Genomic DNA, 26376 nt, shown 5'->3' on the forward strand with positions numbered 1-26376 from the left:
CAAAGTCAGACTTTGCCTTTTTTATTGCCTGAAAATAGCCCGCAGAATATTAACCATCCAATTAGCTATAAAAAAAGCAGAGCCATTGCCCTGCCTTTTCAATCCGATCAAGATCTCCTTTCAGAGGATGATCACTGAATTATTTGTTTTGGTTATAAATCTGCATAGCTGCTGGCAACTGTTGACGCATTTGCCCAATACGCTGGCTATTCGATGGATGCGTAGACAGGAAGGTTGCACCACTGCCGCCACCGAGTTTGTTCATTTTTTCCCACAGGGTAATGGCTGCATTCGGGTTATAACCTGCGCGCGCCATCAACATTAAACCGCCTTGGTCAGCACGGCTTTCCAGATTACGCGAGTATGGCAAGCCAATACCGATCTGACTACCTAATTGTGCTGCTGCAGCGCCACCTTGACCTACACCTGCTGCATTTAAGCCAATACCCAAAGCCAGATCAGTCAGGGCTTGAGCACCGATTTTCTGCTTAGAATGCTCTTCTAAGGCATGCACCATTTCATGACCCATAATCGCTGCAATTTCAGCATCGGTCAGATTCAGTTTATTCACGATACCGGTATAGAATACAACCTTACCACCTGGTGCAACAAAGGCGTTGACCTGATCAGATTTGAGCACAGCCAATTGCCACTGGAATGCTGTACCGGTTTGATTCATCTGGTTAGCAACTGGCTTCAAACGGTTAAATACATTATTAATCCGTTTATAGGTGGCTGAACTGGTATCCAGTTGGCCTTTATTGCGCGCATCATTGACCATGGCATTATAGCTTTGGCTCGCAGATGCATTTAAGGTCGCAGTATCTGCCCCTGCCATATCGGCAATGGTGGTACAACCTGATAATGTGACGACTGTAGCAGCCGCCATACTCAATAAAAGTTTATTCTTCATTATAATTTACTCCGCCTTGGCTCAAGGGCAATTTACATTGTAAAAATTATAAGTGAAAGCGCGCAGCAGCTAAACGCTTAATTCATTCATCTTCTTATAAATTATGTAATTTTTAACCCAAATACTGTATCGCCAACCAATAAATCAGACAAATAATATTGAGACCCAAATAAATCTGACTCAGTGGTTTTATTTTCTGTTCAAGTATTTCATCTTTACGTTTGAAATATAAAAAAGCATTTTGCAATAAAATAATAGGCACTAAAACACAGGCAATAATGACACTCAGACCAATCAGTGCCGCATAAATCACTTCGGGATTTTGGGTTTGCGCACGAATAATCATCATGGCAATTGTTGGCGCCCCGCCCATCGCGAATAACAATGAATAAAACATGGTCGCCGATATATTTTTTTGCATCCTGCAGCTCATTTTTCTTTCTTTATATACCGCTATGTTAAAGCACATCACGCTACATTACCGATGCAACTTTAGTCTTGAAATAGCTGCATAAATTCAGGATATAAAAAAACCCATCCGGAAATGGGTTTTTATCATTCAAGCTTTAATCAAATGAAGATTAAGCATCAAACGGGTGGCGAAGAACAATCGTTTCTTCACGGTCTGGACCTGTTGAAATGATGTCGATTGGACATTCAATCAATTGCTCAAGACGTTTTACATAGTTCAATGCAGCTTCTGGCAATTGATCCAGTGATTTCGCACCGAAAGTTGACTCAGACCAGCCTGGCATAGTTTCGTAAATCGGTTTTAAAGTTTCGAATGCAAGCGCATCAGAAGAACCGACACAACCAGAATCTGCAGCTTCATAACCCACACAGATTTTCACTTCTTCTAAACCGTCAAGAACGTCAAGTTTAGTCAGGCAAATACCAGAAAGTGAGTTTACGTCAACTGAACGGCGTAGGATTTCAGCATCGAACCAGCCACAACGACGTTGACGGCCAGTAGAGGCACCAAATTCATTACCAATCGTACCGAGGTGTTTACCAATCGCATCACCCGTGTCATTTGCAGCGTCATACACCAACTCAGTTGGGAATGGACCTGCACCTACACGCGTTGTATACGCTTTGGTAATACCCAGTACATAGTCAAGATGCAAAGGACCCAGACCTGAACCAGAGCTTACGCCACCAGCAGTGGTATTCGAAGAAGTCACATACGGATATGTACCGTGGTCAACGTCAAGAAGTGAACCTTGCGCGCCTTCGAACATGATGTTGTCACCGTTTTTACGGTAGTTATGCAATTCAGTGGTCACATCCACAACCAGTGGCGCAACAACTTTACGCCATTCGTCGCAAAGTGCCAGCACATCTTCCAATTTAACTGCTTCAACACCGTAGTATTCAGTCAGCTGGAAGTTATGGTAGTCCAGAAGTTCAGTTAACTGAGCAGTAAGATGTTCACCACCACGTACTAGGTCAGCAACACGTACTGCGCGACGTGCTACTTTGTCTTCGTATGCAGGACCGATACCACGACCTGTCGTACCAATCTTCGCATTACCACGTTTTTTCTCACGCGCCTGATCAAGTGCGATGTGGTTCGGAAGAATCAATGGACAGTTTGGAGAAATGCGTAAACGTTCTTTAACAGGAACGCCTTCTTTTTCAAGAATGTCCATCTCTTTGATGAGCGCTTCAGGAGAAAGAACAACACCGTTACCAATTAAGCACAATACGTTTTCACGTAAAATACCTGATGGAATGAGGTGTAAGACAGTTTTCTTACCACCAACCACAAGAGTGTGACCTGCGTTATGTCCGCCTTGATAACGAACTACCGCTGCCGCTTGATCTGTGAGCAGGTCGACGATTTTACCTTTACCTTCGTCGCCCCATTGGGTACCAAGTACCACAACATTCTTGCCCATAATAGCCTCATTACATCATGCTGTTAAAGTTGAAAGCCCCGCTCAGCGACATGAACACTGAGCCAAGCAGTTAAATCGTTTTGACTGTCCACTCACCATTCGCATTCACCAGCTGGTGCGTCGCATATGGAATCGAGTTTAAATCATCATTACCCAGTAACTGAATTACACTTAAGCCTTGTGCACGAATATTCTGAATTGCATTCAGAAGTTCTGCATCAGTGCCTTTAGGTGCAACCACGACCTGTACCGCATCAAACTGGCCTGCGCTTAAAGCATATAAGTCACAAGAGAAACCGGTTGCCGGACGCGCACGGCCAAAATGTTCACCAATGCCATCATAACGGCCACCTTGTGCCAGTGCAGCTGCACGGTTCGGTGCATAGACTGCATACATCAGGCCAGTATGATAATGGTATGAACGTAATTCAACCACATCAATCCCAATACTCAAGTTTGGCCAACGGGTTTGAACTTCGTCTTTGGTGGTTTGCAAGACATTAAAAGCCTGCGTAAATGCTGGATTTGCCAACACTTCAGCACTTAAATGCGCTTGTAATGCATCCAGGTCGCTGGCATAGCGTCCAAGTGCATAGAAATCCTGACCAAATTTCAGGTCTGCCGTGAATTCTTCTAATTCTGGCAAAGCCTTACGCTGGTATAAATCAGATAATTGCTGTTCAGCGACTTTGTTTAAGCCGGCTTGAGCCACCAGACTGCGGAATAAACCCACATGACCTAAGTCCAGATGAATACCATCTGCCAGACCTGTTTCCTGAATCAGACTGATCATCAAGTCGACCATTTCTACATCGGCATCGATGCTGTCTGAACCAAATAGCTCCGCACCTAACTGTAGTGGCGCACGCGAAGTGTTAAAACCGCGAGGCTTGGTATGCAGAACGGTTCCTGCATAGCAGTAACGTGCTACACCTTCCACTGGATGTACATGCGCATCAATACGAGCCACTTGTGGTGTCATATCGGCACGCACACCAAGCAAACGACCAGAAAGCTGATCGATTACTTTAAAAGTGGCTAAGTCTAAATCTTGATTCGATTCTGAGAGAGAAGATAGAGATTCGATGTATTCAATGAATGGCGTGTACACCAGCTGATAACCTCGAGATGCAAGGAAATCCAGTGATTTACGGCGCAGACTTTCAATAACTTGCGCTTGTTCTGGTAATACATCAGCTACACCATCAGGTAATAACCATGTCTCTGAAATGGGCATGTTGTAAACCTAAATTCTTGTCAGCGCGGAACGAATCCGCATAAAAAAATCGGGAGCACACCCGATTTCTCCTAGTCTAGCACGATAGTTTTGGCTGTGCATCGCAAATTTTATAATTTTCGCTACCTGATGAAATCAACAACAATTGTGTCAACTATCAGCGTTTTAATGCACATTTAAAACAAATAGCATGACAAAATCCGGCATTAAACCAAAGGCAATGCAGTCGTGCTTTTAACCGTTTGCAATGGAATTTCAGTTTTTACACTTTGAATGCAGGGAATTTGGGTTAAATGATGAATCTGAAATTTACGATAGGCATCCAGATCAGCCACCACAATTCTTAAAAAGAAATCACAATCGCCTGCCATTAACTGGCACTCGACGACTTCTGGCATTTCCTTGATCGCTTCGACAAATTGATCGACCACAGCAGCTTCTTGAGACTTGAGCCAGACGCGTGCAAACACGCTCATCGCCAAATTGACCTTTTGTGGATTCAGCAGTGCGACATATTGCTCAATCACGCCATTATCTTCCAGCTGTTTTACCCGTCTTAAACAGGGTGACGGTGACAAGCCAATTAATTGAGCCAGTTCATTATTTTGCAGTTTTCCATTCTTTTGCAGCTCATGCAAAATGCGTTTATCTATTTGATCCATGTCTATGCCTTGGCATTTAAAACCTCTTAAATTTAATTTAGCGCAATTTAATTTCAAATAAAACTCAAATCTCTTTCACTACAACAGCAAATAGCCTGAATATCGCCATAAAATATGGTCTAGTTTTGCAGTACCCAGGTCATTTCCATGCTTTTGTTCAGACAAAGCACCGCAGCAATAGTTGCCCCTACCGATTTCAGTGAATTTCAACGTGGCATGAAAGATTCTATTCCCATGCTTTTAGGGATTATCCCCTTTGCGCTGGTACTGGGTGCGACGGCAGTACAGAAGAATTTCAGCTTGCTCGAAGTGCCATTACTGACCGGTTTGAACTTTGCCGGCGGTTCTGAATTTACCATTCTGGAAGTCTGGAGCAGTCCACCAAATTTACTCATGCTGATGTTCATTACCTTTCTGGTAAATAGCCGGCATCTGTTGATGGGCGCCAGTTTGGTGCCGTATTTAAAGCATCTTCCGAATCTTAAAGTTTTTCCGGCGCTGTTTTTTATGGTCGATGAAAGCTGGGCACTCGGTCTGGCTGATGCACAAAGGAAACAGGCGCAACTGGGTTATCGTGCTGCGTTTAGCATGCCTTATTATGCCGGCCTGTGTTTTTGCCTGTACTTGATGTGGGTCGGATTTACCACACTCGGGGCCATGCTTGGACCTGTATTAGGCGACATCAACCGTTTTGGTTTTGATATGGCCTTTCCTGCTGTATTTCTGGTGTTACTAAGAAGTATGTGGAAAGGTTTTGAGGCTGCCCGGCCATGGCTGGTCAGTTTAGTCTGTGCGGCTTTGGCTTATTTATATTTACCTGCGGGCTGGTATGTGCCGATTGGCGCCTTGTCTGGAATCACTTCGGCATTTTTCCTGATTCAAGAGGATCAAGCATGATCCAGATAAATACCTTGGTGGCCATTATCCTGATTGCTGTGACCACCTATTTAACCCGGCTCTTGGGCTATGTCTTATTAAAAAATAAAACGCTGACACAGCGCCAGCGAAAAATTCTGGAAGTAGTTCCCGGCTGCGTGCTGATTTCAGTGATTGCGCCTTATTTTGTACGCGACCATCCGGCAGACCTGATTGCCTTGGCTTTAACGCTATTTGCCGCTACACGTTTTGGATTATTACCGACCGTCGCCATCAGTATGGTTTCTGCTGCAATTTTAAGAATTTTAATAATCTAACGCTAGAAAAACCCCTTTAAATGATCTCTAAAGGGGTTTTGTTTATTTCTGTGGATCAACCACTTTGGTCAGCAAACTGACCAGTTCGGCATTTTGCAATTCAACCTGCTGAAGTTTGGCTGTGGTCTGATCCAGCACTTCCTGCTGCACATGCATTTTTTTGGCTAGATCCTGCATGATTTCCAGGGTCTTTTTTAAATTTTCTTCCAGATGCACGATTTTTTCTTCGACTGGCACGCCTTCCACGCTACGTGGCTCATCACTCTGGTTAAACTGCAGCCAGATCAGAAAAATTACCGCCAAAGTCAGCAGTATAATAAATCCCCAAACCACCATCATGTGCTTGCTCTTATTTCATTTTATTGTCTTTATCTTAACGAAAAATGCTGCAGATAACGTAAATAATTCAGCCTCAATTCCTGATTTTCGATCAATTACCGGCAAATTCTCTTAAAACATGGCTTGCAGAATATTTACAGGCAAGAAAAAAGCACCGTATCTCGGTGCTTTTGAGGTTTAGATAACCCGAACTTAATGAAATGATTCACATAAATCCAGAAGACGGTTGGCATAGCCCCACTCGTTATCGTACCAGGCAAAGACTTTGGCTTGATGCCCAACGACTAGAGTCTGGGTCAAATCCACAATCAATGAATATGGGGAATGATTAAAATCACTCGATACCAATGGCTCATCCGTCACGGCCATGATTTCCGCAAAATCCTGCTGGGCAGCCTTGATCAGCACTTCATTCAGCTTGTGATCGGTGATCGGTGACTGGGAAACAAAAGTCAAATCAATCGCGGCCACATTAATGGTCGGCACACGAATTGAATAACCATCAATCCGATCTTCCATTTTCGGCATGACACGTTTTAAGGCACCGAGTGCGCTCGAAGTGGTCGGAATGATGTTATGTCCCGAGGCACGTGCACGACGTAAATCACGATGTGCATGATCCAGTACCGACTGATCTGCCGTCACAGCATGGATTTCGGTCATCAAGGCGCTACTGATCCCAAATGCATCATCGACAATTTTGACCAGTGGCACCAAAGCCTGCGTAGTACAAGAAACACTGGAAATGATCTGGTCCGATGCTTTGACCTCATGATGATTGACACCATAGACAATCGCGGCATCTACTGTATCAAAAGGTGCAGCGCCGATAATCACACGTTTCGCCCCTGCTCCAATATGCTGGGTCGCAGCTTCACGGGAACGGAACAGCCCGGTACATTCAAGCACTACATCTACCGCCAGGTTTTGCCAAGGCAACTTAGCCGGCTGCGGCTCACACAAAACCTGCACTTTTAATGCAGCCTCCTGATAGCTGATATGCATATAGATATGTTCAGCATCATAGCTAAGATCCACTTGCCCCGGAAAACGGCCATGGGTCGAATCATATTTAAATAGATGAATCAGGGTTTCAACATCGGCAATATCGTTAATGGCAACGATTTCAAAATTAAAATCTTTCGGATTTTCAAACCATGCGCGCAGTACATTCCGTCCGATACGCCCAAATCCATTGATTGCCACTCGTTGCATGACTTGACCTTTTATATGCCTATTTTAAAACTCTTCTATGTTAAAGGATTTCTGGCGCCGTACATTAAAAAACTTCAGTGAAAATACTGATTTTCGATTATTTTATTTCTGATCCATCTGTCTGTATTTGGATCATTTAAAATTCCGTTTATTTTTTAAAGAGATGGATATAGACGAATTCTACTGTGGGAAAATTCAATTTAATTATTCAGCAAAAAAACTGAGTAAATAAATCCTTAGCAATTGGTTTTAAAATGATTGGTGCATACTGCTTTTTCCGTTATAATTTGGCGTTTTAAATTTTTAAGCCCCGCATTGCAGCAGAGCTCTTATATGCTTGTCAGACTGTGGTGTTTTAGCCAAATCGGAAATTATGGAGTGACTTGGTTGTGAGTACTCGTTTTATGACATCAGCTGAAATTCGTGAAGCATTTTTGCGTTACTTTGAATCGCAAGGGCATACACGTGTCGCGTCGAGTTCTCTAGTACCTGCCAATGACCCAACTTTGCTGTTCACCAATGCTGGTATGAACCAGTTTAAAGATTGCTTCTTAGGTCTAGAAAAACGCGATTATGTACGTGCAGTGTCATCACAAAAATGCGTGCGCGCAGGTGGTAAGCACAACGACTTGGACAATGTAGGTTATACAGCACGTCACCACACTTTCTTTGAAATGTTGGGTAACTTCTCCTTTGGTGATTACTTCAAACGTGATGCGATCAAATTTGCTTGGGACTTTTTGACTAACGAAGAATGGCTTGGTCTTCCTAAAGATAAACTCTATGCAACCGTTTACCATACAGACGACGAAGCATTCGACATCTGGAACAAAGAAATCGGTCTAGACGCTTCTCGCATTATTCGTATTGGTGACAACAAAGGCGGTCAATACGCATCTGATAACTTCTGGGCAATGGGTGACACAGGTCCTTGTGGTCCATGTTCTGAAATCTTCTTTGACCATGGCGATCACATCTGGGGTGGCCTACCGGGTTCTCCTGAAGAAGATGGCGACCGTTTCATTGAAATCTGGAATAACGTTTTCATGCAGTTCAACCGTACTGCGGATGGCGTACTGCACCCTCTTCCAGCACCTTCTGTAGATACAGGTATGGGCTTGGAGCGTATTTCTGCTGTTTTACAGCACGTCAACTCAAACTACGAAATTGACTTATTCCAGCATTTACTTAAAGCTGCGGCTGAAATTATTGGTCTGGATACTACAGCGCTTGAAGCTGAAGCTGCTGAGAAAGGCACACCAGTTCAGTATCCTGCTTCATTGAAAGTCGTTGCTGACCATGCACGTTCATGTTCATTCCTGATTGCTGATGGCGTAAACCCATCGAATGAAGGTCGTGGTTATGTACTGCGTCGTATTATCCGTCGTGCAGTACGTCATGGTAACAAATTAGGCGCAACAGGTTCGTTCTTCCACAAAATGTTGAAGCCACTGATCGAAGTGATGGGCGATGCATACCCTGAACTTGCTGCTCAACAAGCACGTATCGAAGCACAACTTCTTAAAGAAGAAGAACAATTTGCCAAAACACTTGAGCAAGGTTTGAAATTGCTTGAAGGTGAATTGGCACAGTTAAAAGGTTCTGTGATTCCGGGTGAAGTAGTATTTAAACTTTACGACACTTACGGCTTCCCGACAGACTTGACTGCAGATATCGCACGTGAACGTGACTTAACTATTGATGAAGCTGGTTTCGAAACTGAAATGGCTGCACAGCGTCAACGCGCACGTGATGCAGGTAAATTCGCGATCGACTACAACAGCGTAGTTAAAGTTGAAGGCGAAACTCAGTTTGATGGTTATGACGCAACTGCAGGTGAAGGTCAAATCATCGCAATCTACAAAGATGGCGAGCAAGTTGATGAAGTGTTTGAAGGCGATGAAGCACTGATCGTACTCAACCAAACACCTTTCTACGCAGAAAGCGGCGGTCAAATCGGTGATACAGGTATCTTTAAAAACGATACTGGTATTTTCGAAGTTCAAGATACCAAAAAATCTGGTGGCGCATTTGTACACCAAGGTATCGTGACGATGGGTAACTTGAAAGTTACTCAAAATGTAGAAGCAACAGTAAAAGCAGATATTCGTGCAGCAACTGCGCGCAACCACTCTGCGACTCACCTGCTACATGCTGCGTTACGTCAAATTTTAGGTTCACATGTACAGCAAAAAGGTTCATTGGTTGCATCTGATGTGTTACGTTTTGACTTTGCCAATGACCAACCTGTAAGCTTTGAACAGCTGCAAGAAATTGAACGTTTGGTCAATGCTGAAGTGATTGCCAATACTGCGGTGTCTACTGAACTTCTGGATATCGAGTCTGCGAAAGCTAAAGGCGCGATGATGCTGTTTGGCGAGAAATACGGTGACGAAGTACGTGTACTGTCTATGGGTTCAGTGATTGAAGAGAAAAACTTCTCAATCGAACTTTGCGGTGGTATTCACGTAAAACGTACCGGTGATATCGGTCTGTTCAAAATCACCTCTGAAGGTGGTGTGGCAGCCGGTGTACGTCGTATTGAAGCAGTAACAGGCACTAAAGCAGTTGAAGTTACGCAAAAAGCCGATCGCGATATCAATATGATTAACGGTTTGCTCAAAGCACAAAAAGACCAGACTTTAGAAAAAGTTGAAGCGTTGGTTGATACTGCATCGAGCTTGCAGAAACAGATCGAACAACTCAATCAAAAACTTGCTAGCCTGCAAGCCGGTGAACTTCTAAGCCAAGTTCAAAGCATTGCAGGTCGTGCAACCTTGATTACAACTGTTGAAAACATGGATGCGAAAGCACTTCGCAACCTGCACGACGGTGTGAAATCAAAATTAGAAAATGCAGTGATTGTTCTTGCAGGTGTAGAGGGTGACAAGGTGAGCTTGATCGCATCTGTGGCAAAAGACTTTACTGCTTCTATTAAAGCAGGTGACATCATCAAACATTTAGCGAATGAGCTAGGTGGTAAAGGTGGTGGTAAACCTGACTTGGCACAAGGTGGCGCGCCACTTAACGAGAAGTTTGCTCCAGTGATGGCAGATTTAACTGCCTGGCTTGCAGCAAAATAAAACTTCAATTTTGTGTAACTGACCCTGATAGGTACATCAGGGTCATGGCTTATATGGAACAACTATGGCATTAATCGTTCAAAAATATGGCGGTACCTCTATGGGTACTCCCGAGCGCATTTTAAATGTTGCTCGTCGTGTAAAGCGCTGGCATGACCACGGCCACAAGGTAGTGGTAGTGGTATCAGCAATGAGTGGCGAAACCAATCGTCTGCTTGCTTTAGCGAAGGCCATTACCGAAACCCCTGACCCACGTGAACTAGACCAAATGGTATCTACGGGTGAACAGGTTACGATTTCTATGTTAGCAATGGCGCTGAACTCAATTGGAGTTGAAGCAAAATCACTAACAGGTCGCCAGGTTGGCATGAAAACCGACAGCTCATTCAATAAGGCACGTATCGAATCTATTGATACTGAAGTCCTAAACTCAAATCTGGATGCAGGCCGCGTACTTGTCGTTGCCGGTTTCCAGGGTTTTGATGAACATGGCAATACCACCACTTTAGGGCGTGGCGGTTCTGATACTTCAGGTGTTGCAATTGCTGCCGCACTCAAAGCAGATGAATGCCAAATTTATACCGACGTTGACGGTGTATATACTACCGACCCACGTGTTGCACCAAAAGCAAAAAAAGTTGATCGTATTTCATTTGAAGAAATGCTTGAGATGGCGTCACTCGGTTCTAAAGTCCTGCAAATTCGTTCAGTTGAATTTGCTGGTAAATACCAGGTGCCTTTACGCGTATTATCAAGCTTCGACAATGATAACGATGGCGCATTCGACGAAGAATTTAAGCAAAACGTTGGTACACTTATTACGACTGAATTGGAAGACAACATGGAACAGCCAATTATCTCCGGTATCGCATTTAACCGTGACGAAGCAAAATTAACTATTTTAGGCGTGCCTGACGAACCGGGTATTGCTTCTAAAATTTTGTGCCCGATTGGTGATGCCAATGTTGAAGTGGATATGATTATCCAGAACGTTGAAGAAGATGGTACAACTGATTTCACTTTTACTGTGAACCGTGGCGAGTTAAATAAAGCCAAAGCCATTCTTGAAGCGACTGCTCAAGAAATTGGTGCGCGTGAAGTTGCGACCCGTTCAGATATCGTAAAAGTATCGATTGTGGGTGTCGGTATGCGTTCACATGCCGGTGTAGCGAGCAAAATGTTTACAGCATTGGCAGATGAAGGTATTAACATCCTGATGATCTCGACGTCTGAAATCAAGATTTCTGTGATCATTGAAGAAAATTATCTTGAACTTGCGGTTCGTTCATTGCATACCGCATTCGGTTTAGACCGTGAACAAGGCGAATCTAGCGCACGTGCTTAAGCGTTAAGATAGAATATTGTCATTGTTTGACAGTATTTTATAAAAGTCTACAAAAATGCAGAGCCACTATAGTTTTTTTTATAGTGGCTCTGTTATATTAAGCCTGAGGATTTTTAACCAGCTGAGATAGATTAAAATCTTTCACCCAGATGACAGAATTTCTATCCAGATCTTATTTTGTAATTTTTGGTTGTGCTTTTTGTTTTACATTCAATAGATTGCAGGTTTTGCATTTTGCAAGGAGAAAAACATGCTGATTCTGACTCGACGCGTCGGGGAAACTTTAATGATTGGTGATCAAGTCAGTGTGACTGTGCTTGGTGTAAAAGGTAACCAGGTTCGTATCGGGGTAAATGCTCCGAAAGAAGTCTCTGTGCACCGTGAAGAGATTTACCAGCGTATCCAGCATGAACGTGCAATGCATGAACATCTTCAACATATCGATCAAGATTACCAACCTTCTTATGAAGACGATAGCCAGACACAAAATAACTTTAATCGTTAATTTTTGTGCGAAGAATAAAGCGGCTTTTAAGCCGCTTTAAATTTGTCTGCATTTTATATAAAAATATTAAATACTTAGATACTTTAAATAAAACTTAAAGTTCCATACCCTGCTGTAATGCTGCAATCACTTTTTTCACCGGCCCAAAACTGCGACGATGTTCATCAATCACGCCATGTAAGGCAATCGCTTCAAAATGTGCCTTGGTCGGATAACCCTTGTGCTTGGCAAAGCCAAATTGCGGATGTTTCTGATCCATCTCAATCATCTGATGATCACGGGTTACTTTCGCCAGAATACTGGCTGCTGAAATTTCAGCATGTAGCGCATCACCACCCACTACGGCATCACAGCTCATACAAAGGCCTTGAGGGACTTTATTACCATCGACCAAAACATGCTCAGGCTGAACTGGCAAAGCTTCTACAGCACGACGCATGGCCAGCAAAGAAGCTTGCAAAATATTATGTTCATCAATCTCTGCCGCAGAAGCCTCAGCAATGGCCCATGCCAACGCTTTTTCCTGAATCTCGATAAAAAGTTTTTCACGCTTCTTCTCAGTAAGTTTTTTAGAATCATTTAAACCCTCAATCGGGTTGTTCGGATCCAAAATAACTGCCGCAGCGACCACCGAACCCACTAATGGCCCACGCCCTGCTTCATCTACACCAGCAATCTTCATGTCTATTTTTCCATAAAAAATAGGCTGAACCAGTCAGCCTATTTCAATTTAATCTTGGCTTAGTTTACAGCTTCAGCCACACAAGCGTTAATGGTTTTTGCAACCACATTGCCGACAATCGTCGCACGTGCTGCCGGGTCAATTGCTGCAGTCGCCAAATCTACCGCTGTTACACTTTGTGGCGCTTTTTCACTGACACAGCCACAAATTTCAGTCTGGATATTCTGCTTTTGGGTCGTAGTCATTAGACGTGTAGCTGTTTGCCATGCTGGAATATTATTCAGCTCAGTCGTACATTTTGCATTGATCGCGATTTTAAGCGCAGCCCCACCCAGCTGTTGAGTCGTAGTTTGCGTTTCAGGGCTACCTGTTGTTGCACAAGCCGATAAAACCAAAGTAAGCGGAGCAAGTGCAGCCAATAATTTTTTCACAGATCTGTTCCTTGTTTATTCATATATGAAGCGTGACGCTATTGTGCCGAAATTCACCTGAATAAGAAATCTATAAATCATCCTGAATGTTTAATCTGCACCCAGCCATTTCAATAGATGTTGCATGAAAGCCACCATAGCGTTGCAGATTTGGAATTGCTGAGTTGATTCGCCCTTTGCTAAGGTGCATCCATCTTTGAGGGCAATCGAAAATCACATGGAAAAAGTACAATATAGTCAAACCGCTTAATTACCCATACACTCGTTAAAGAAACGACTAAAAAGCTTATCTATTGAGTTAACCAACCATTTTTTCCTTTTTGCTTTCACCCATGCCCACATTTTTTCAATAGGATTAAGGTCAGGACTATAAGGTGGTAACCAAAGTATTTGATGCCCATGTTGGGCTAATAGATCTTGTATATCTTGTCGTTTATGGAAGGCTGCATTGTCCATGACAATTACACTATTCGAGGGTAATTCTGGTAATAAAAACTTATCTACCCAAAAATGAAATACATCCGAATTTACTTTGCTATCAAATAAGCCAACTGCAAATAACTTACCCTCATGGATTGCTCCTATTGCATTGGTTTGATTTTTTAATTGCCAATTATATGTTCCATAACAAGGAATTCCCTGTTTTGAATAACCATGAGGTCTATATTCATGAGATTTAAATCCACTTTCATCAAGATAGATGATCGGGTGTTGACACCTTAATCGGTTTAAATCTTTTAAATACTGCTCTCTGAGTTCTGTTTTTGCTTTCGGGTGCCGTAAGGTCTTTTTTTAACTGTAATATTTAGACGCTTGAGCGCATCTCCAATTGTAGAAGTACCACAACCAAAACGAGCAGCGCGTTCATATTGATAATCATCAGGATATTGCTCAACATCTGCACGTAAGGCATCATCATCAACTTTAGATGGTTTTCTTGGTCGAGTTCTTTTTATTTCGATTCGCTTTTTCCATTCGACAATTGTATTTTTATTAATTTAGAAGTGCTGAGCAACCGCTCGGATAGATTGACCTTCTTCAAGCTTGGCTAATATTTTCTTTCTAAAATGTATTGGATAACTCATATCAGTATTGTATTGGTTTTTTGGCGTGTGGACTATATTACACGCGCACGGCACAATGGCTGCACTGGATCATGGCAGTTATCTTTATTGCGGCCTGGCTGATTGGTTTTTATAGTGGGAATTTTTTAAGTTATGAGGTCGATGGCAGCTTTAAAGGCGATGTCATCACCCTGCATAAAAATATCGCCACCACCATTATTTTCCTACTGGTTGTGCGAATCTTCTGGCGTTATACCCATCCTGCCCCTGAACTACCGGACATGATGTCACCCCGGATGAAAACTTTGGCACATGCAGGTCATCTGGCTTTGTATTTTATGCTGATTGCCTTACCTGTCACCGGATGTTTATATAGCTGGAGTCTGGGCTATCCAGCACCGGTGCTGTATTTATTTAATCTGCCGGCACTGATTGCAGAAAATCCAGCTGTGACCACCATCGTAAAACCCCTACACATTTGGCTTTCCTGGGTGGTTGGCTTACTTTTAGTTGGACATATTGCTGCAGCACTGAAACATCATTTTATCGATAAAGATCACGTACTCAACAGCATGACCCGACAATCCAAATCTTCTAAAAAATAATCTGCAAAACCACACTCAATCAGCTTTCATTGCAAAGCTGATTTTATTTTAAGAACTCGGTCATGCAGCCTTTCAGACTGTTTGCAATAGCCTGTTGCGTGAGTTTTGACTTTACTTCTTCATCCAGAGTCGCTTTCAGTAAAGTGCTTGCCGGAATATCCTTGAGTGCATGCTCACCTACACATGAACAGACATTCTGTTCAAGTTCAGCTTTATTTTTGTCCTGCATAAAATAGGTCGAGGCAGTCCAGAATTTAGATGCTTTCAATTCTTTTGCACATTGGTATTCAATCACGGGTTTTAAAGTACGCTGTGTCAAAGTCATATCCGCATTTGAGCAAGCAGATACCAACACGCTACTGATGAGCAGAATTATATTTTTCAATTTCATATCCATCTATAAAAACAAAGGCAGAGCGAACCCTGCCTTTTATTTAAAAACTTAAACCAGGGCACGGATCTGGTTGATCCATTGCTCTTTTTCAGTATCGGTAATAAAAGAGGCTTCAAATGAGTTAATGGCCAACTGCTTGAGTTCCTCATTGCTTAAATCCAGTGCTTTAGCAATGGCAATAAAATTGTCATTCATATAACCACCAAAATAAGATGGATCATCTGAATTGACTGTAACGTGCACGCCTTGTTGCAAGAGGCGACGGATATTATGCTGCTGCATATCATCCACGACGCAGAGTTTCAGGTTTGACAATGGGCAAACTGTCAGTGGCATCTTTTCTGCGATCAGGCGCTGCATTAACTCCGGATCTTCTTCCGAACGAACCCCATGATCAATACGATTCACTTTCAGCAAATCTAAAGCTTCCCAGACATAAGCTGCCGGACCTTCCTCACCTGCATGTGCTACAACCAAGAAACCTGCTTCACGCGCTTTAGCAAAGACACGTTCAAACTTTGAAGGTGGATGCCCGACTTCACTTGAATCCAGACCGACCGCAATAATCTGGTCTTTATAAGGTAAGGCCTGTTCCAGTGTTGCAAATGCAGCATCTTCACTTAAATGACGCAAGAAACACATAATCAGATGTGAACTGATACCAAGTTTAGTTTTGGCATCATCACAGGCTTTTTGCAAGCCGTTGATCACGGTTGAAAAAGCAACACCACGATCGGTATGGGTTTGTGGATCAAAGAACATTTCAGTATGCACGACCCGGTCTTCAGCACATTTTTCAAAATACGCCCACGCCAGATCATAAAAATCCTGTTCATGAATCAGCACAGCAGCACCAGCATAATAAATATCTAGAAACGACTGAAGATTATGAAAGTTATACGCCTGTTTAACTTCTTCAACAGATTTATACGGGATGGCAATTTTATTACGCTGAGCGATCGCAAACATTAGCTCAGGCTCAAAAGTGCCCTCAATATGAACATGAAGCTCGGCCTTTGGCAAAGCTCGAATCAACTCAAGACGGTTCATCGCTTCTCCTCATGAAACCTAAAATAATAAAAAAAGGGTGCAAACTGAGTTTACACCCTTTCCAAATCTAGAAAAATTAGCCGCCAAATAGTGCGAATTTAAGCGTCCATAGTACTGCAATAATCCAGACCATATACGGTACTGTTGATGCCTTACCGGTTAACAATTTGATCAGTGCATAGCTGATGAAGCCCATCGCAATACCATCCGCAATTGAATAGGTAAATGGCATAAATACAATGGTTAAAAATGCAGGAACTGCTTCTGTAATATCTTCCCAGTCAATATGCACGATACCTTGAATCATTAAGACACCGACAAATAACAGCGCTGGCGCTGTTGCAAAGCTTGGTACAGACTGTGCCAATGGAGCCAGGAACAAACAGGCAACAAACAGGATACCGACTACAACAGCAGTTAGTCCTGTACGGCCACCGGCTGCTACGCCCGCAGAAGATTCAATGTATGGCGTAGTCGAAGATGTACCCAGCGCTGCACCTGCAACAATTGCAGAAGAGTCCGCAAAAAGTGCTTTTTTCAAACGCGGCAGTTTGCCATCTTTCAACAGGCCTGCACGGTGCGAAACACCAACCAGCGTACCGGTTGAATCGAATAAATCGACCAAGAAGAAGACAAAAATCACCCCGATTAAGCTGGCAGTGAATAGACCTTCAAAGCTCATTTGCATAAATGTTGGTGCAATCGATGGTACTGCGCCCACCACACCTTTAAATTCACTCAGACCCAATGCTGCTGAAATACCGGTTAACACCAAGATACTGATGATGATCGCACCACGCACTTTAAAGTGATGCATCACAACAACCAGAAGGAAACCAAATAATGCAAGCAAAACCGATGGTTGTTTTAAATCACCCAAACCTACCAACGTAGCGGGATTATCCACAATCAGGCCGGCATTTTTCAAAGCAATCAGCGCCAAGAATAAGCCAATACCACCACCGATGGCCAGTTTCAGCGACATTGGAATCGCATTTACAATGGCTTCACGGATTTTGAACATGCTGATCGCAATAAACACAAGACCGGAGATAAACACAGCCCCGAGTGCTGTTTGCCAAGGCACACCCATTCCCAAACAGACGGAATAGGTAAAGAAGGCATTTAAGCCCATGCCTGGTGCAAGTGCAATTGGATAATTTGCAATCAAGCCCATGACTAAACAGCCAATCGCGGCTGCAAGACAGGTTGCTACAAAGACAGCCCCATGATCCATCCCCGTTTCGGACAAAATCATCGGATTGACAATAATGATGTAACACATCGTTAAGAATGTAGTTACACCGGCAAGAACTTCTGTACGGAAACTGGTTTTGTTTTCACTCAGTTTAAACAGACGTTCAAGCATACTTTCTGAAGATGGATTAGGAGTCGTCATGACCTAGCCCCTATTGAGTAAACTTAATGCTTTAAGCAAGCCGTCAAATAAATGAAACTTTATAAAAAAATTCATCAATTTTAAGGATGTGTTAGCAACGAATATGCCAGCATAGCCATTTGACGGGTTAAAATGTTGGAACAGCTTACAGCCCCAGGGCTATGCTATAAAAACCCAAAAAAAATCTAAACAAAAAAGCTGCATAACCTTTATGCAGCTTTATTTTACGATTTAAATCAAATGCTTAACAAGATGGATTCTGCTTCATCCTGATCGTTGGCAAATTATAACACATTGATTTATTATTGCTTATTTGATTTTACACTTTATTAGAAATTAATATATTCCAGATGAATATTGAAAAAAATTTATTATATTTATTATTAGTTTAATTTTATTAATCTAGCCCAATTGCCGGGAGGAAGGTAGTACAAGCTGCTTAATGTCGATGCCGATTGGATTCCAGCAATTTGCTTGAATCACGTCCATCGTTCAAGACATGACGGATCTTTTCATATTTTCTGATTTCGGACTGTTTATGGACACAAAATCCTAATAAACTGATCATTAAGGCAAAAACAGGGATAGCATATATTTTCATTTTTATTATGCTGCTTTGTAACACTATGCAATTATGCTAACAAAAAACCTAACAAACTTGTGACATAGTTTACATTTAACCCGATAGAAGGCATTTATTTATCCTCTAAATATTAATTTTATGTCGTTTTATTTATTAATACTTAATTAATTTATAATTCTTTTTTCAAAAAATCGATACTATTAAAAACTCTTTCAAACAAACAATAAATAATTGAATTTAATATATTTTTCAAACTCTCTAAAAGAAGTTTATTCAAAATTAAGATATGGAGATAAATGAAATCTAACCTATTCAATAGAAATTATTTCGATTTATTTTATCGGCCTTTTCCAAGAATGCTCAACTTTAATTTTTAGAATAAAATGATCTAAATAAGGGAGATTTTGCTAGGGATTTCAAGATGTTTAGCGATATTTTTTATTTTTAATTACCTTGAAGCTCTACCTGATATTCAAGAATTACAGATTTTATAGTTGTCATGATGCTGTCTATTATTCCCTACTCACATCACATGCATGTACATAGTTCAAGAACCTAACCATAATAACGACATCCCAATATCCGGCATATATATCCTCATGCTGGATACTGGGAATCATCTCATTTATGCACTCAGTTGTTCATCACGCTTGAACACCAGTTCTCCTTTGAGTGAACTGTCTGCATCGAAATAATAGCCATCAGTATTAAAAGCTTTTAGCCCCTCTATACGATCAATTTTATTTTCAATCATAAAACGCGCCATGAGACCGCGTGCTTTTTTGGCATAGAAACTAATCACTTTATATTTGCCATTTTTCTGATCTAGAAATACCGGCTTGATAATGTCTGCCTGAATTTTGCACTCGTTGACTGATTTGTAATATTCATCAGAGGCAATATTCACCAGGATTTCAGAATTTGCTGCTGCTAGATCCTGATTAATCAGATCAGTAATGTGATGTGCCCAGAAGTCATATAGGTTATGCCCGCGGGAATTGGCCAATTTGGTTCCCATTTCCAGACGGTACGGCATCATCAAATCCAAGGGACGTAAGAGTCCATATAATCCAGACAACATGCGTAAACGGTCTTGTGCATAGTGCAGATCTTCATGTTTTAAACTATAGGCATCCAGACCTGTATAGACATCGCCTTTAAATGCAAAAATCGCCTGACGGGCATTGGCTAAATTAAAATCCGGTTGCCAGTCATTAAAACGTGCGGTATTTAAAGTGGCAATTTTTTCACTAACACTCATTAAGCTGGAAATTTCTGTTGCAGAAAGTGTGCGACAAACGTTGATCAAGTCCTGTGAATGTTCTAATAATCTCGCTTGAGTAAATTGGTCAGTCGGTAATGGAGTATCGTAATCGAGAGTTTTGGCTGGAGAAATTAAAGCGAGCATGGCAACCTGGTCAAAAAATGATTAATCAAACTATATCAGTCTGCTTATTTTAATTCCAATTCATGTTTTTATTCACCATAATCGTTAAAATGCACGATTCTCCTGTTAATCATCGGTTTTTATATGCCCGAGCAAATTTTTCTTCAAGGGCCTGCGGGTCAGATTGAAGTTTTTGTGGATTATCCTCAGGGTGAAGTGAAAGGATTCGCGGTAGTTTGTCACCCCCATCCATTGCAAGGCGGTACACCACAACATAAGGTTCCGGTTTTACTGGCACAAATGTATCTGGAACGTGACTGTATTGTGTATCGTCCAAGTTTCCGTGGTTCTGGTCAAAGTGAAGGTATACACGACGAGGGCTTCGGTGAGACGGATGATGTATTAGAAGTCATTCGGTTCGCTCGCAACCAGCATATTGCCCTGCCTTTTTATGCAGGCGGTTTTAGTTTTGGTGCGCATGTCATGGCAAAAAGCTATGCAGCCTTACCGGTAGAACTGCAACCAAAGCAAACCATTTTATGTGGTCTGCCGACTGCAACAGTAGCTGGTATTCGTCATTATGTGACACCAGCCATCAAAGGCGACATTCTGTTCATTCACGGTGAAGCCGATGAAGTGACTTTGCTCTCAGATATGATTGAATGGGCAAAGCCACAACGCCATTTAGTGACCGTATTACCTGGTGCCAACCATTTCTTTACCGGCTATTTAAAGCAATTACGGATCGCAATGACCCGGTACTTAGCGCTTGGCTAAATAAAAAAACCCATCAGATGATGGGTTTTTTTATTAAAAGACAAAATCTTCTGCAAAAATTTCATACATCACAGCCCGATATTTAGGCTTATCGATGTAACAGAGAATTTTTCCACCCAAGCGTTCTGCAATTTTACGGCTAGCCCAGTTTTCTTCTGCTACCGGGTAGCTTAAGACTTGAATCCCTAATGTATTAAAAGCATAGGCCACAACACAATGCACTGCCTCATGTCCATAATGATGACCATGCGCAGTTTCACGAATCCAGATACCGACTTCAGGTATTTCATCATGAAGTCGATGCAAACCACATAGCCCAATAAATTCTTGTGTTTCAATATGACGGATCACAAATACATATTCTTTATAATCAGTCATATTTTCCAGCCAATTTTGCCAGACTGTTGCAAATCCCTGTTCAGATTGTGGTGGGTCCCACGCCATAAAACGTGTCAAACTCGGCGTAATTGAAGCATAAGTTTCTTTGGCATCGGCTGATTTAAAACAATTCAGGATCAAGCGTTGACTTTGCAGTGTAGGCAAAGCTGATTGATTCTGTTGAATTAGCTCTTCCATTCAAACTCGCTAAAGCTTTCCTGCTCTTTTAGAGAGGTTTCCACTGCCTGTGCAAGCTGATTAAGCAAACTTCTTTCGGTGATACGATCCAGCCAGTCCTGTTGTTCTTCAGGATATGAGGCAATTTCACAAACCAGATGCCCTTGTTCATCTCTGGTTTCGCAACTCACAGATAAAGGCAGCGCATGGTCTTCCACGCTGACGGCAACCTGAGCTCCACTTTGGCTTAAGGTCTGAAAACCATATTTGCCTAATTTTTCGGCAAGTAAATGTGCTACATATTCCTGGGTTTCCTGACCATCCCGTGGTGTTTGGCTCTGGGTATTGGCCATGAATTTTAATTTTCGCATCGCTACTTCCAAATGGCTTTTTTCTTATATGGGTTTAGCATAAGCAATATAAACAAAACAGCCAAGCAAAAGCTTGGCTGTTTCACATAATTTTAAAAATTATTCTGACACTTGAATTGGCAATCCTGCGATTGAGGTCAATTCTGTAAAGGTCGGGAAACTGGTTGCGACCGTTTCAGTACCGACAATCTTGATCTGCTCCGAATTACGCAAACCGGCAATCGAAAAACTCATCGCGATACGGTGATCGTGATGCGATTCAATTTCACCACCCGTAAAGATTGGCAACCAGTCACCGGACTTACCCTTACCTTCAATGATGATGCCATCTTCAGTTGGGGTACAGTCGATGCCCATGGTTTGAAGACCGTCGGCCATCACTTGAATACGATCCGATTCTTTTACGCGAAGCTCGGCAGCACCGGTCAGGATGGTTTGACCTTCGGCACATGCAGCCGCAATGAATAGCGCCGGGAATTCATCAATTGCCAATGGCACCTGATCTTCCGGCATATGAATGCCTTTTAAGGTACGTGTACCACGGATACGAATATCGGCAATCGGTTCACCGCCTGCAATACGCTCGTTTTCAACTGTAATGTCCGCACCCATTTGCTTGAGGATTTCGATCACACCAGTACGGGTCGGGTTAATGCCAACTGCTTCAAGGGTCACATCCGAGTTTTCAGTAATGGCCGCACCGACCATAAAGAAAGCAGCAGAAGAAATATCTGAAGGCACCTGAATATTGGTTCCAACCAGCTTTCCGCCACCTTGCAGTGAAATTCGATTACCTTCGGTTTTCACTTCATAACCAAAGGCACGTAGCATACGTTCAGTATGGTCGCGTGTTGGTTCTGGTTCAGTCACCGAAGTTTCACCTTCTGCCCATAGACCTGCAAGTAAAATCCCTGATTTCACCTGAGCAGAGGCCATTGGCAAATCGTACTGAATCCCTTTCAGGTTTTGGTTGCCGGTGATGGATACAGGTGGCGTACCTCGCTCACCAGTGGTCTGAATTTGCGCGCCCATTTCACGTAAAGGCTTGGCAATACGCTCCATTGGACGTTTAGACAATGACGCATCCCCTGTCATCACTGAATCAAATTTCTGTGCTGCTAGCATACCCGACAGCAAACGCATTGAAGTGCCTGAGTTGCCCATATAAATGGCAGACTGCGGCGCTTTTAAGCCTTGCATGCCAACACCATGAATGGTGACTTCACCATTTTTAGGGCCTTCAATGCTGACTCCCATATCACGGAAAGCTTGCAGTGTCGCTAGAGCATCCTCACCTTCCAAAAAGCCGGTCACATGTGTGGTACCTTCTGCAATCGCACCAAACATGATCGAGCGATGTGACACAGATTTGTCACCTGGCACGGTAAATTTACCCTGAAATTTCTTGGCACCCGGCTGAATGGTAAATTGTTGTGTCACTTTATTTTTCTCCATGAAAGGTTTCTTGGCGAGCATATGGTTGAAATGCTGGCGAGCTGCCTGCGCATGACCCAATAAGCCCATCAATGCGTGGGAATCTTCATCTTCAATCAATTTGCGAATAATCGCGAGCTGCTGTTCAAAGCCATCAACAGCATTCAGAACTGCTTTTTTGTTGGCAAAAAAGATGTCATGCCACATTTGTGGATCGCTAGCGGCAATTCGCGAGAAATCCCGGAAGCCACCGGCAGCATAACGAAATATATCTAAATTGTCTTCACGCTTGGCCAATTGCTCAACCAAGTTGAATGCCATGAGATGCGGAAGATGACTGGTATGCGCCAGCACTTCATCGTGCTTGTCGACATCCATACAAATCACTTCGGCTTTCGCCGCTTGCCACAGCTGAATCAGTTTATCGACGGCCCAGTCTGCACTGCTTGGCAGTGGCGTCAAGATCACCTTGTGATTGACAAATAAATCAACTTTACCTGCATGCACCCCGGTATGCTCGGCACCTGCAATCGGATGGCCCGGTACAAAACCTTCAGGCAGTTCATCGCCAAAAACCGCTTTCGCTGCATCGACCACATTACCTTTGGTACTACCCACATCAGTAATAATGGTATTGGCAGATAAATAAGGCTTGATAGCTTCCAGCACCTTTTGCGTGGCACGTACCGGCAATGCCAGTACCACCAGATCAGCGCCTTTGACCGCCTCTACAGGATCGGCATAGCCTTCGGAAATCAGGCCAAGAGAGTTAGCATCTTCCAAAGTCTTTTGTGAACGTGTCGATGCAACAATGTCATTGGCCAAATGCTCGGCTCGAATGACACGCGCCAGACTTGAACCAATCAGTCCAAGCCCGATAAATGCAACTTTTTCAAACAGTGGCTGCGACATGGTTTAAGCTTTTGCCTCTAAACCGAGTACTTTAGCCAATGCGCTCAAGAATTTCGCATTTTCTGCTTCAGTACCAATCGATACCCGAATGTGATTAGAAATACCGACCGGACGCACAATCACCCCTTGCTTGAGCAGACCATTGAAGGTTGCTGATGGGTCTGCCTGTACATCTACCAAGATAAAGTTGGCACGTGAAGGCACATAGTTAAGACCCAAAGCCTTAAAACCAGCTTCAAGTTGCGCCATACCGGCTTTATTCACTTCACGAGAACGCGCGATAAAATCTTCATCTTTCAGTGCAGCCACCGCAGCCACCATCGCAAGATGGTTGACATTAAATGGCTGACGAATACGATTGAGATAATCCGTCACTTCTACTGAAGCCAGAGCAAAACCAACACGTAGTGCAGCCAAACCATAGCACTTCGACAAAGTACGGCTAACGATCAGGTTTGGATATTGCGCGAGGAATTTCAAGCTGTTGAAGTTTTCCGGGAAATATTCCACATAGGCTTCATCCAGAACCACGATGACATTGGCAGGAACTTTTTGCATGAACGCTTCAAATTCAGCTTCTTCAAACCAGGTTCCTGTTGGATTATTCGGGTTTGCAATGAAGACGAGTTTGGTATTGTCTTGAATGGCAGCCGCCATTGCTTCCAAGTCATGCGAAAAGCCTTTAGCTGGCACTTCAATCGCTTGTGCATTAATGGCTTGAGTCACCAATGCATAAACTGCAAAAGCATGCTGGCTATACAACACCGAATCATTTTCTGAAACGAATGCGCGGGCAAACATTTCCAGTAAGTCGTTTGAACCATTCCCCAAGGTAATCTGATCGTGATTAAAACCAAACTGGGCCTTGATCTGATCTTTCAGGATAAAACCACCACCATCCGGATAACGGCCAATTTCAGAAATTTCCGCAGCGACCGCTTCTTTGACTTTATCTGAACAACCCAGCGGATTTTCATTTGAAGCCAGTTTGACGATATCGGTAAGACCCAACTCGCGCTCAAGTTCACTGATCGGTTTACCCGGTTGATATGGCTTTAATTTTGAGATGCCTGAATTGGCTGGAACAAACGACATTTTAGACTTCCAATTTTAGGTATAAAACAGTGGTCAGCACCCTCGCCCTGACCACGTATAGCTGACTTAAAGTACAGCTGCAGGATATGAACCGAGCACGCGAACTTCTTTAACCAAAGGACGAATTTCTTCAATGGCTGCTTTCACGTGTTCCTGCTCAATATGGCCTTCAAGATCAATGAAGAACACATAAGCCCATTTTTCAGGAAGTGCAGGCCGGGTTTCAATACTGGTCAGGCTGATATTGTGCTTGGCAAACGGCGCCAGAATTTCCAGCAAAGCTCCGGCACGATCATGCGCTGAGATTAGTAATGAAGTCTTGTCATTACCACTTTGCGGCACTTTTTCACGACCAATCACCAGGAAGCGTGTGGTATTTTCCGGATTGTCCTCGATATTGCTATGCATGATTTCGAGGTCATAGATACTCGCGGCAATTTCAGAAGCAATTGCAGCAGAATGCCATTCATTACGAATACGGCGTGCTGCTTCCGCATTGGAACTTAAAGCGACACGTTCCACACCTGGATAATGAGCATCCAGCCACTTACGGCATTGTGCCAAAGTCTGCTGATGCGCATAAATCTGTTTGATGCTGTCTTTACGGGTATTTTCAGAAATCAGGAACTGATGGTGAATCGGTAATTCAACTTCGCCAATCACATTCAGGTTCGATGTTTTAAAACAGTCCAAAGTATGGTTGACCACGCCTTCAGAGGAATTTTCTACCGGCACCAGACCATAATGGGCACTGCCTGCTTCCACGTCACGGAAAACTTCATCAATGGTCGGTAAAGGACGAACCACAGCATCATGACCAAAGTGCTTGAGTACCGCAGAATGGGTATAAGTCCCGACTGGGCCAAGGAAAGCAATGCTTTGCGGCGCTTCGAGTGCCAGACAGGCCGACATGATTTCACGGAACAGACGTGCCATGGTGGTATCAGACAATGGCCCTTCATTACGTTCCATGACATTACGCAAAACCTGAGCTTCACGTTCTGGACGGTAAAACAGCGGATTCTCTTCTGAGGCAAATTTTGCTTTTGCCACTGCTTCAGCCAAACGTGCCCGACGGTTAATCAATTGCTGAATTTGCTGATCAACAGAATCGATATCTTCACGAATTTTTGCCAAATCAAGAGAAGTCGTGGTGTTTTGATCGTCGTTGATCATTGTTATGTCGCCCTTCATAAACCTTATCTGTTCAGTATAACAATAGTGAGCTTTAAAATGTTACGCAA

25 protein-coding genes and 2 pseudogenes are annotated in these 26376 nt (G+C 43.0%); 7 read left to right on the forward strand and 20 right to left on the reverse strand.

Annotation, left to right across the window (positions count from 1 at the left end; translation table 11 throughout):
* Positions 1-139: 139 nt before the first annotated feature.
* The 5 genes from ACP7BU_RS10845 to ACP7BU_RS10865 all read right to left on the reverse strand — a co-directional run bounded on the left by ACP7BU_RS10845 (position 140) and on the right by ACP7BU_RS10865 (position 4713).
* Positions 140-913: a M48 family metallopeptidase gene (locus tag ACP7BU_RS10845; RefSeq protein WP_425879889.1), complete on the reverse strand. Its 774-nt coding sequence runs from the start codon at positions 911-913 to the stop codon at positions 140-142.
* A gap of 112 nt (positions 914-1025) precedes the next feature.
* Positions 1026-1334, reverse strand: a complete 309-nt coding sequence (locus tag ACP7BU_RS10850) for a hypothetical protein (RefSeq protein ID WP_005106509.1) — start codon at positions 1332-1334, stop codon at positions 1026-1028.
* A 160-nt stretch (positions 1335-1494) separates the two neighbouring features.
* Positions 1495-2814 (reverse strand): adenylosuccinate synthase, encoded by a 1320-nt coding sequence (locus ACP7BU_RS10855; RefSeq protein ID WP_004278963.1) that lies wholly within the window; start codon positions 2812-2814, stop codon positions 1495-1497.
* 70 nt (positions 2815-2884) lie between these two features.
* Positions 2885-4051, reverse strand: coding sequence for an ATP phosphoribosyltransferase regulatory subunit (locus ACP7BU_RS10860; RefSeq protein ID WP_004278964.1), 1167 nt, complete (start codon positions 4049-4051; stop codon positions 2885-2887).
* Positions 4052-4257: 206 nt separating this feature from the next.
* Positions 4258-4713, reverse strand: a complete 456-nt coding sequence (locus ACP7BU_RS10865; RefSeq protein WP_253145738.1) for an Lrp/AsnC family transcriptional regulator — start codon at positions 4711-4713, stop codon at positions 4258-4260.
* 147 nt (positions 4714-4860) lie between these two features.
* Here ACP7BU_RS10865 and ACP7BU_RS10870 point away from each other — a divergent pair, with 147 nt between their 5' ends.
* Both ACP7BU_RS10870 and ACP7BU_RS10875 read left to right on the forward strand, forming a co-directional pair.
* Positions 4861-5610: an AzlC family ABC transporter permease gene (locus tag ACP7BU_RS10870; RefSeq protein ID WP_311203910.1), complete on the forward strand. Its 750-nt coding sequence runs from the start codon at positions 4861-4863 to the stop codon at positions 5608-5610.
* Positions 5607-5906, forward strand: a complete 300-nt coding sequence (locus tag ACP7BU_RS10875; RefSeq protein WP_114541870.1) for an AzlD family protein — start codon at positions 5607-5609, stop codon at positions 5904-5906. Before ACP7BU_RS10870 ends, ACP7BU_RS10875 begins: the two co-directional genes overlap by 4 nt.
* A 42-nt stretch (positions 5907-5948) precedes the next feature.
* Here the strand turns inward: ACP7BU_RS10875 and ACP7BU_RS10880 are convergent, their stop codons facing one another.
* The gene (locus tag ACP7BU_RS10880) at positions 5949-6245 is read right to left on the reverse strand and encodes a hypothetical protein (protein ID WP_004278968.1); all 297 of its coding nucleotides are present in this window, start codon (positions 6243-6245) and stop codon (positions 5949-5951) included.
* Positions 6246-6437: 192 nt separating this feature from the next.
* Positions 6438-7460, reverse strand: a complete 1023-nt coding sequence (locus ACP7BU_RS10885) for a type I glyceraldehyde-3-phosphate dehydrogenase (protein WP_425879888.1) — start codon at positions 7458-7460, stop codon at positions 6438-6440.
* A 389-nt stretch (positions 7461-7849) separates the two neighbouring features.
* Here ACP7BU_RS10885 and alaS point away from each other — a divergent pair, with 389 nt between their 5' ends.
* The 3 genes from alaS (at position 7850) to csrA (ending at position 12393) form a co-directional block, all read left to right on the forward strand.
* Positions 7850-10543 (forward strand): alanine--tRNA ligase, encoded by a 2694-nt coding sequence (gene alaS / locus ACP7BU_RS10890; protein ID WP_425879887.1) that lies wholly within the window; start codon positions 7850-7852, stop codon positions 10541-10543.
* Between the two features lie 64 nt (positions 10544-10607).
* Positions 10608-11888: an aspartate kinase gene (locus ACP7BU_RS10895; protein WP_004278971.1), complete on the forward strand. Its 1281-nt coding sequence runs from the start codon at positions 10608-10610 to the stop codon at positions 11886-11888.
* A gap of 250 nt (positions 11889-12138) precedes the next feature.
* Positions 12139-12393, forward strand: coding sequence for a carbon storage regulator CsrA (gene csrA, locus ACP7BU_RS10900; RefSeq protein ID WP_004278972.1), 255 nt, complete (start codon positions 12139-12141; stop codon positions 12391-12393).
* A 94-nt stretch (positions 12394-12487) separates the two neighbouring features.
* On the opposite strand, the gene rnhB is transcribed toward csrA, so the two are convergent.
* From rnhB to ACP7BU_RS10920, 4 genes and pseudogenes are all read right to left on the reverse strand, one after another.
* A complete protein-coding gene (rnhB, locus tag ACP7BU_RS10905) occupies positions 12488-13075 on the reverse strand; it encodes a ribonuclease HII (RefSeq protein ID WP_312584351.1) in 588 nt (195 codons plus the stop codon).
* Between the two features lie 59 nt (positions 13076-13134).
* Positions 13135-13506, reverse strand: coding sequence for a hypothetical protein (locus ACP7BU_RS10910; protein ID WP_004278974.1), 372 nt, complete (start codon positions 13504-13506; stop codon positions 13135-13137).
* 246 nt (positions 13507-13752) lie between these two features.
* A pseudogene (locus ACP7BU_RS10915) lies at positions 13753-14226 on the reverse strand (IS630 family transposase); the annotation flags it as partial.
* Between the two features lie 17 nt (positions 14227-14243).
* Positions 14244-14591 (reverse strand): annotated as a pseudogene (locus ACP7BU_RS10920) (IS630 transposase-related protein).
* A gap of 20 nt (positions 14592-14611) precedes the next feature.
* Here ACP7BU_RS10920 and ACP7BU_RS10925 point away from each other — a divergent pair.
* Positions 14612-15175: a cytochrome b gene (locus tag ACP7BU_RS10925; protein WP_425879886.1), complete on the forward strand. Its 564-nt coding sequence runs from the start codon at positions 14612-14614 to the stop codon at positions 15173-15175.
* A 43-nt stretch (positions 15176-15218) separates the two neighbouring features.
* Here ACP7BU_RS10925 and ACP7BU_RS10930 read toward each other — a convergent pair whose 3' ends face one another.
* The 4 genes from ACP7BU_RS10930 to yaaA form a co-directional block, all read right to left on the reverse strand.
* On the reverse strand, positions 15219-15572 hold the full coding sequence (locus tag ACP7BU_RS10930) for a hypothetical protein (protein WP_425879885.1): 354 nt from the start codon (positions 15570-15572) through the stop codon (positions 15219-15221).
* 45 nt (positions 15573-15617) lie between these two features.
* Positions 15618-16619 (reverse strand): adenosine deaminase, encoded by a 1002-nt coding sequence (locus ACP7BU_RS10935; protein WP_425879884.1) that lies wholly within the window; start codon positions 16617-16619, stop codon positions 15618-15620.
* 76 nt (positions 16620-16695) lie between these two features.
* Positions 16696-18018, reverse strand: a complete 1323-nt coding sequence (locus ACP7BU_RS10940; RefSeq protein WP_004645563.1) for an NCS2 family permease — start codon at positions 18016-18018, stop codon at positions 16696-16698.
* A 1208-nt stretch (positions 18019-19226) separates the two neighbouring features.
* Entirely contained in the window at positions 19227-20009 is a 783-nt protein-coding gene (gene yaaA / locus ACP7BU_RS10945; RefSeq protein ID WP_005247421.1) for a peroxide stress protein YaaA, read from the reverse strand.
* A 123-nt stretch (positions 20010-20132) separates the two neighbouring features.
* Here yaaA and ACP7BU_RS10950 point away from each other — a divergent pair, with 123 nt between their 5' ends.
* Positions 20133-20765, forward strand: a complete 633-nt coding sequence (locus ACP7BU_RS10950; RefSeq protein ID WP_425879883.1) for an alpha/beta hydrolase — start codon at positions 20133-20135, stop codon at positions 20763-20765.
* 33 nt (positions 20766-20798) lie between these two features.
* Here ACP7BU_RS10950 and ACP7BU_RS10955 read toward each other — a convergent pair whose 3' ends face one another.
* From ACP7BU_RS10955 to pheA, 5 genes are all read right to left on the reverse strand, one after another.
* A complete protein-coding gene (locus ACP7BU_RS10955; RefSeq protein WP_425879882.1) occupies positions 20799-21341 on the reverse strand; it encodes a GNAT family N-acetyltransferase in 543 nt (180 codons plus the stop codon).
* The gene (locus tag ACP7BU_RS10960; protein ID WP_425879881.1) at positions 21329-21691 is read right to left on the reverse strand and encodes a hypothetical protein; all 363 of its coding nucleotides are present in this window, start codon (positions 21689-21691) and stop codon (positions 21329-21331) included. The genes ACP7BU_RS10955 and ACP7BU_RS10960 overlap by 13 nt, the downstream gene beginning before the upstream one ends.
* Positions 21692-21790: 99 nt before the next feature.
* Positions 21791-24037 (reverse strand): bifunctional prephenate dehydrogenase/3-phosphoshikimate 1-carboxyvinyltransferase, encoded by a 2247-nt coding sequence (locus tag ACP7BU_RS10965; RefSeq protein WP_425879880.1) that lies wholly within the window; start codon positions 24035-24037, stop codon positions 21791-21793.
* 3 nt (positions 24038-24040) lie between these two features.
* Entirely contained in the window at positions 24041-25132 is a 1092-nt protein-coding gene (gene hisC, locus ACP7BU_RS10970; RefSeq protein WP_425879879.1) for a histidinol-phosphate transaminase, read from the reverse strand.
* 66 nt (positions 25133-25198) lie between these two features.
* Positions 25199-26308, reverse strand: coding sequence for a prephenate dehydratase (pheA, locus tag ACP7BU_RS10975; protein ID WP_004645570.1), 1110 nt, complete (start codon positions 26306-26308; stop codon positions 25199-25201).
* Positions 26309-26376: the final 68 nt, after the last annotated feature.

The organism is Acinetobacter sp. 40AMC3-4 (assembly GCF_049898185.1).
Lineage (GTDB): Bacteria > Pseudomonadota > Gammaproteobacteria > Pseudomonadales > Moraxellaceae > Acinetobacter.

Bases quoted from the DNA above. Each gene is read 5' to 3' on its own strand.
- ACP7BU_RS10845 (WP_425879889.1), bottom strand. From the start codon at position 913: ATGAAGAATAAACTTTTATTGAGTATGGCGGCTGCTACAGTCGTCACA.
- ACP7BU_RS10850 (WP_005106509.1), bottom strand. From the start codon at position 1,334: ATGCAAAAAAATATATCGGCGACCATGTTTTATTCATTGTTATTCGCG.
- ACP7BU_RS10855 (WP_004278963.1), bottom strand. From the start codon at position 2,814: ATGGGCAAGAATGTTGTGGTACTTGGTACCCAATGGGGCGACGAAGGT.
- ACP7BU_RS10860 (WP_004278964.1), bottom strand. From the start codon at position 4,051: ATGCCCATTTCAGAGACATGGTTATTACCTGATGGTGTAGCTGATGTA.
- ACP7BU_RS10865 (WP_253145738.1), bottom strand. From the start codon at position 4,713: ATGGATCAAATAGATAAACGCATTTTGCATGAGCTGCAAAAGAATGGA.
- ACP7BU_RS10870 (WP_311203910.1), top strand. From the start codon at position 4,861: ATGCTTTTGTTCAGACAAAGCACCGCAGCAATAGTTGCCCCTACCGAT.
- ACP7BU_RS10875 (WP_114541870.1), top strand. From the start codon at position 5,607: ATGATCCAGATAAATACCTTGGTGGCCATTATCCTGATTGCTGTGACC.
- ACP7BU_RS10880 (WP_004278968.1), bottom strand. From the start codon at position 6,245: ATGATGGTGGTTTGGGGATTTATTATACTGCTGACTTTGGCGGTAATT.
- ACP7BU_RS10885 (WP_425879888.1), bottom strand. From the start codon at position 7,460: ATGCAACGAGTGGCAATCAATGGATTTGGGCGTATCGGACGGAATGTA.
- ACP7BU_RS10895 (WP_004278971.1), top strand. From the start codon at position 10,608: ATGGCATTAATCGTTCAAAAATATGGCGGTACCTCTATGGGTACTCCC.
- csrA (WP_004278972.1), top strand. From the start codon at position 12,139: ATGCTGATTCTGACTCGACGCGTCGGGGAAACTTTAATGATTGGTGAT.
- rnhB (WP_312584351.1), bottom strand. From the start codon at position 13,075: ATGAAGATTGCTGGTGTAGATGAAGCAGGGCGTGGGCCATTAGTGGGT.
- ACP7BU_RS10930 (WP_425879885.1), bottom strand. From the start codon at position 15,572: ATGGATATGAAATTGAAAAATATAATTCTGCTCATCAGTAGCGTGTTG.
- ACP7BU_RS10935 (WP_425879884.1), bottom strand. From the start codon at position 16,619: ATGAACCGTCTTGAGTTGATTCGAGCTTTGCCAAAGGCCGAGCTTCAT.
- ACP7BU_RS10940 (WP_004645563.1), bottom strand. From the start codon at position 18,018: ATGACGACTCCTAATCCATCTTCAGAAAGTATGCTTGAACGTCTGTTT.
- yaaA (WP_005247421.1), bottom strand. From the start codon at position 20,009: ATGCTCGCTTTAATTTCTCCAGCCAAAACTCTCGATTACGATACTCCA.
- ACP7BU_RS10950 (WP_425879883.1), top strand. From the start codon at position 20,133: ATGCCCGAGCAAATTTTTCTTCAAGGGCCTGCGGGTCAGATTGAAGTT.
- ACP7BU_RS10955 (WP_425879882.1), bottom strand. From the start codon at position 21,341: ATGGAAGAGCTAATTCAACAGAATCAATCAGCTTTGCCTACACTGCAA.
- ACP7BU_RS10960 (WP_425879881.1), bottom strand. From the start codon at position 21,691: ATGCGAAAATTAAAATTCATGGCCAATACCCAGAGCCAAACACCACGG.
- ACP7BU_RS10965 (WP_425879880.1), bottom strand. From the start codon at position 24,037: ATGTCGCAGCCACTGTTTGAAAAAGTTGCATTTATCGGGCTTGGACTG.
- hisC (WP_425879879.1), bottom strand. From the start codon at position 25,132: ATGTCGTTTGTTCCAGCCAATTCAGGCATCTCAAAATTAAAGCCATAT.
- pheA (WP_004645570.1), bottom strand. From the start codon at position 26,308: ATGATCAACGACGATCAAAACACCACGACTTCTCTTGATTTGGCAAAA.